Origin of the sequence: Tepidimonas thermarum (genome assembly GCF_007556705.1) — a bacterium.
In the GTDB taxonomy this organism is placed as follows: domain Bacteria; phylum Pseudomonadota; class Gammaproteobacteria; order Burkholderiales; family Burkholderiaceae_C; genus Tepidimonas; species Tepidimonas thermarum.
In genome coordinates this window covers 1-4,538 of the sequence record NZ_VJOL01000085.1, presented here as the reverse complement: position 1 = coordinate 4,538, position 4,538 = coordinate 1, and the positions used below count along the sequence as shown (strand labels likewise).

General features: G+C 64.8%; 5 protein-coding genes. 2 read left to right on the top strand and 3 right to left on the bottom strand.

Translation table 11 applies throughout. The features are described from left to right. Positions 1-176: 176 nt before the first annotated feature. The 3 genes from Tther_RS12720 to Tther_RS12710 all read right to left on the bottom strand — a co-directional run bounded on the left by Tther_RS12720 (position 177) and on the right by Tther_RS12710 (position 2,794). Positions 177-1,136 carry a porin gene (locus tag Tther_RS12720; protein ID WP_143904454.1) on the bottom strand — a complete coding sequence of 320 codons (960 nt, stop codon included), beginning with the start codon at positions 1,134-1,136 and terminating at the stop codon, positions 177-179. Between the two features lie 164 nt (positions 1,137-1,300). Further along, positions 1,301-2,089 (bottom strand): exodeoxyribonuclease III, encoded by a 789-nt coding sequence (locus Tther_RS12715; protein WP_143904452.1) that lies wholly within the window; start codon positions 2,087-2,089, stop codon positions 1,301-1,303. Positions 2,090-2,128: 39 nt separating this feature from the next. After that, on the bottom strand, positions 2,129-2,794 hold the full coding sequence (locus Tther_RS12710) for a hypothetical protein (protein WP_143904450.1): 666 nt from the start codon (positions 2,792-2,794) through the stop codon (positions 2,129-2,131). A gap of 296 nt (positions 2,795-3,090) precedes the next feature. On the opposite strand from Tther_RS12710, the gene Tther_RS12705 reads away from it, so the two are divergent. Both Tther_RS12705 and Tther_RS12700 read left to right on the top strand, forming a co-directional pair. Beyond that, positions 3,091-3,420 (top strand): type II toxin-antitoxin system PrlF family antitoxin, encoded by a 330-nt coding sequence (locus Tther_RS12705; RefSeq protein ID WP_143904448.1) that lies wholly within the window; start codon positions 3,091-3,093, stop codon positions 3,418-3,420. Next, positions 3,417-3,908: a type II toxin-antitoxin system YhaV family toxin gene (locus Tther_RS12700; protein WP_143904446.1), complete on the top strand. Its 492-nt coding sequence runs from the start codon at positions 3,417-3,419 to the stop codon at positions 3,906-3,908. The genes Tther_RS12705 and Tther_RS12700 overlap by 4 nt, the downstream gene beginning before the upstream one ends. Positions 3,909-4,538: the final 630 nt, after the last annotated feature.

The window sequence follows — 4,538 nt, the reverse complement described above, 5'->3', positions numbered from 1 at the left end:
GCAGCTTCGCTCCACGCTTCCTCCCCACAATCGGTCACCCTCTTGCAGTTGCGCTTCGCTTCGTTCGCTGTGATCAACTTACGGGAGGACTTTCACCTCCAAGAGTGCGCCCGTGCCGGGCGCACATAAAAAACCCGCTGCGGGGCAGCGGGTTGAGGGAACCGGCAGTCAACCGATCAGAAGTTGTGGCGGATGCCCAGACCGAAGCCGTTGATATTTTTTGCAGGGGTCGCGCCGAGCGCACCGGGCTTCTTCTTGCCGTCTTGCAGGTAGGCGGCATAGGCGAAGGTGCGCTTGGACAGCGGGTATTTGGCTTCCAGCACGAAGTCGGTGTCGTCGGCGTTCGTGTCACGCGCGAAGTCTGCCGTCAGCGACACGGTGCCAACTTTAACGGTGCCGCCGATCGCAAAGCCCTTCGCAGCACCCGCTGGATCGATCCACGCACCGGCCAGCTTGAAGCCGCCGAAGTCGTAGCTCGCGCCCAAGTGCTTGTTGTTACCCGGATTACCCGCGTTGTTGTTGTAGTTGAAGGCCACCGACAGCGGGCCTTGCGCGTAGCGCAGCGACAGATCGTTGCTGGCCTTGGTACCGTTGTCACCCTTGAGGCGGTGACCAAACTGGACCACGAAGCCATTCATGTTGGGCGAGGTGTACATGATCATGTCGCTGGTACGCGCCCCGGCCAGCCCGGCACCGAACTGACTAAGGCCGGCCGAGTAGTTGGCAGCGCCGGTCAGTTCCCAAGCCGCAGCGGTGTAGAGCGCCGGGTTCAGACGACGGCCGAGGCTCAGTTCACCGAAACCGCCCGACAGCGTCATGTAAGCAGCGCGGTCGAAGTAATTTCCTTGCTTAGGCTTAAGAGCAGTGCTTTCTTTGACCGCACCGTCGTCCAGCCACACCTGCGCCTCAAAGTTGAAACCGGCCTTCAGACCGCCACCCAGATCTTCGGTGCCACGCAGGCCCCAGCGGGACGATCCGTTGTTCATCGTCTTCGAACTGTTGAGTTGCACCTTGGTCCCGGGTGCGTTGGTATCTTGCAGACCAATATCGGCCACACCATACAGAGTCACCGACGACTGAGCAAAAGCAGCGCCGGTGGCCGCAACGGCGGCCAGGGCGATCAGAGTCTTTTTCATTCGAATCTCTCCAAGAGTTGTCCAGAGTAGGAAACGGGGGCCGGGGTCTGCCCGACCGGCCTCCGCGTGGAGGCTAGACCGTATTTCACCAGATACGGAGCGGGTTTCGGCTAGGGTTGCCCCCAATGCCGACCAAACTGTCGCTTTCGCGCAACAAGCAGGCCTCACAACCCCATTTCGTAGCGGACGGTCAACGGCGCATGGTCGCTGAAGCGCTGCGCCTTGTACACAAAGGCGCTGCGCGCCACCGCCGCCAGCGCCGGGGTGGCCAGATGGTAGTCGATGCGCCAGCCCACATTTTTGGCCCACGCCTGGCCGCGCTGGCTCCACCAGGTGTAGCCTTCGCCTTCGGCGTGGGGGTACAGGCGGCGGTACACGTCCACCCAGCCGCTGGCCAGCAGCCGCGTCATCCAGGCCCGCTCTTCGGGCAAAAAACCGCTGTTTTTTTGGTTGCCGCGCCAGTTTTTCAGATCTTTTTCGGTGTGGGCGATGTTGATGTCGCCGCAGACCAGGCATTCACGCTCGGCCGCCAGGCGCGCCAGCTGTGGCGTGATCTCATCCAAAAAACGAAACTTGGCCTGCTGGCGCTCGTCGCTCGACGATCCACTGGGAAAGTAGACGCTGACGACGCTCAAGCGCCGCGCGGGGGTGTCGAAGCGCAGCTCCAGGTAGCGCCCCTCGGCGTCGAACTCGGGCACGCCGATGCCGATGACGACGTCGCTGGGTTCGTACCGGCTGTAGATGCCCACCCCCGAGTAGCCTTTCTTGACGGCGCAGTGAAAATACCCTCGCAGACCCGCCAGGGTGTCGAAACGGCCGGCCATGTCGGGGGGCTGGGCCTTGAGCTCCTGCACGCACAGCAGGTCCGGCGCCGTGGCGGCGACCCAGTCCTCCAGCCCCTTGCTGGCGGCAGAGCGGATTCCGTTGAGGTTGAGGGTGGTGACGCGCAACATGGGCGCCGATGGTAACGGCAGGCGCGCCACCACCGCGGGTCAGGAGCCCGCGCGCTTGAACACGTGCACCATAACCAGCCCGCGCCCCGGCGCAAAGACATAGCGGTAGTCCCCGCGTCGGCCGTCTTCGACCTTCCAGCGAAACTGCACCGCCCCCGCGGTGCCCTCGTAACGGCAACTGAGCTTTTCGATGGTGATGCTGGTGCGGTTCTCGAAGGTACCGCGCGGCGTGTAGTAGGTGACCGTGAAGGTGCGCGTCTCGCCTTGTTTCCAGCGGCCGATCGGAAACTTGGCCTCGCGCATGGCACCGATGCGGGAATCTTCCACCCGGCCCATCGCCTCGCCCTCGAAGGTGATGGCCACGACCTCGCGCGCATCGGGTACCGTGCGCCGGTAGGCCTGCACGGTTGGACCGTAGGCGGTTCGGTATTCGACGGGGCCCTCCAGCGTCGTCTCCTGCATGCGCGGGGCGCCGCCGCCCTCCACGGTGGCGACGAACGGGTATCGCCGTTGCACGGGATCCATCCGCAATGCGTCGTCGGGCGGCGCGGGCGTTCCCGTCAACAGAGACACGGGCAAAAAACGCTCCTTGACCTCCGCTTCGTGTTCGCACTCCGGCACCGTCTGCGCCGACACCCCGCCGGCCACTGTGGCCATCAACACCCCCATCACCATGCGCCTCAAGGGATACGCCCGACCGGTCATGTCCGTCTCCTGCTCAGGATGGCTGCAGCCCGCACGCGGCTATCTGGTATGCGATGCTACCATCGAGCCACCGGCGTGGCGGATCGGCGAGCACCCTCGGTATCTGGTATGCGAGGTCGAGCGGTTCGAGCGCCATGCGCAAGTCCGCCGTCGATCAGACGGGACCAGCGATCTGTCCGTGTCGCGCCCAGGAAGCGGGGGAGTGATCACGGCACTCGGGAATGCAATGCATTTGCATTGACATGAAAATGCAATCGCATTATTCTTGCCCCGAAGCTCGCAGCGGGAAAAGCACCATGCCCCCCACCCTCGAAGCCGAATCGACGCTGACCGACCGCTACCAGACAACGGTGCCGGAAACCGTGCGTCGCGCGCTGCGCCTCTCCAAGCGCGACAAGATCCACTACACCATCCGTCCGAACGGTGAGGTCGTGCTCACGCGCGCGGCCCCTGGCGATGGCGACGACCCGGCGCTGATGCCGTTTCTGGGCCTCCTGGCCCGTGACATGGCCGAGCATCCGGAGCGGCTGAAGGCCGTGGATGCTGGCCTCGCGCAGCGCATCCAGGCGCTGGTCAGTGGTGTCGAGGTGGATCTCGAGGCTCCGCTGTCGGCGGACGATGAATGAGCGGCGCCCCGTTGGTCGTCAGCGGCTGGACGCTCTTCGCTCACCCGATCTTCCTCGACCAGCTTGACGCCCTGACCGCGCAGGTCGAGGCGCTCAGGCGCAAGGACCCGACCGGCTACGTCAAGAAGAACGCCGCCAAGCGCTTGGCGGCCATCTCCAAGCTGGCGTTCGACGTGATCCCTCAGGATCCCACCCGGCCGGAGTACCGCCAGGGCAACACGCTCGGCGACGAGCACAAGCACTGGTTGCGGGCCAAGTTCTTCCAACAGTACCGGCTGTTCTTCCGCTACCACGCGCAAGGCCGCGTGATCGTCTACGCCTGGGTCAACGACGAGAACACGAAGCGGGCGTACGACAGCGCCGACGACGCCTACCGGGTGTTTCGCAGGATGCTCGACGGCGGCCGCCCGCCGTCGGGCTGGGGCCAGTTGCTGGCTGAAGCCCGTGCCGAGTCGGAGCGCCTTCGCCGGCTCGCGTCAGGGGGCTGAACCTCGCGCTGAGAGGCTTGCAGCTCTCCGTCAACAGGTGGTGTCGTCATGGCATCGATCCGCGGCGCCCACCGAGTCGGCATCTGACCGTTCGACACGAACTGGTCGTAGCTGTCGAAGCTCTCGCCGTCCTGCGATGACTGATCCCAGGGGCGCGGCTCCGTATCTTCGAGCGTCAGCAGGGTCGGCACGCGATCACGCTCGCCGTAGCTGTGCTTGAACTCGCGCAGCTTCATGTACGGCACTTCCTCGGCGCACCACGTCGAGGCCGGAAGCTCGATACCGTCCCACCCCTGTTCGGCGGTTTCGTCGGCCGCGAGGGTGCCAGGCAGCGGCTCCTGCGGGTCGGAGGTTCGCCGAATGCGGGCGCGCGTGCGCACCTCGCTCTTGCTGCGCGAATCGCCCTTCAGGACGCCGCGCGGCCTAGGTGTGGCAGATGCAGATCGGCGCCGAACCCCGCGTGGCGCGGGGGAACACCACAAACGAACGCGAAGCTTCGCCGAATAGGGATAGGGGCGGTCAGTATGCCTGACCGAGCCCCTCCCACACCACCCGGCATGCGGGTCCGCACCGGGCGGTTCGAGAAGTTGAGGTCATGAGAGTCGGGGTAGGCCAAGTTGGTCGAAATAA

What these genes read in the sequence shown, in the direction of transcription:
- Tther_RS12720 (WP_143904454.1), bottom strand. Translation starts at nt 1,136, where the DNA reads ATGAAAAAGACTCTGATCGCCCTGGCCGCCGTTGCGGCCACCGGCGCT.
- Tther_RS12715 (WP_143904452.1), bottom strand. Translation starts at nt 2,089, where the DNA reads ATGTTGCGCGTCACCACCCTCAACCTCAACGGAATCCGCTCTGCCGCC.
- Tther_RS12710 (WP_143904450.1), bottom strand. Translation starts at nt 2,794, where the DNA reads ATGACCGGTCGGGCGTATCCCTTGAGGCGCATGGTGATGGGGGTGTTG.
- Tther_RS12705 (WP_143904448.1), top strand. Translation starts at nt 3,091, where the DNA reads ATGCCCCCCACCCTCGAAGCCGAATCGACGCTGACCGACCGCTACCAG.
- Tther_RS12700 (WP_143904446.1), top strand. Translation starts at nt 3,417, where the DNA reads ATGAGCGGCGCCCCGTTGGTCGTCAGCGGCTGGACGCTCTTCGCTCAC.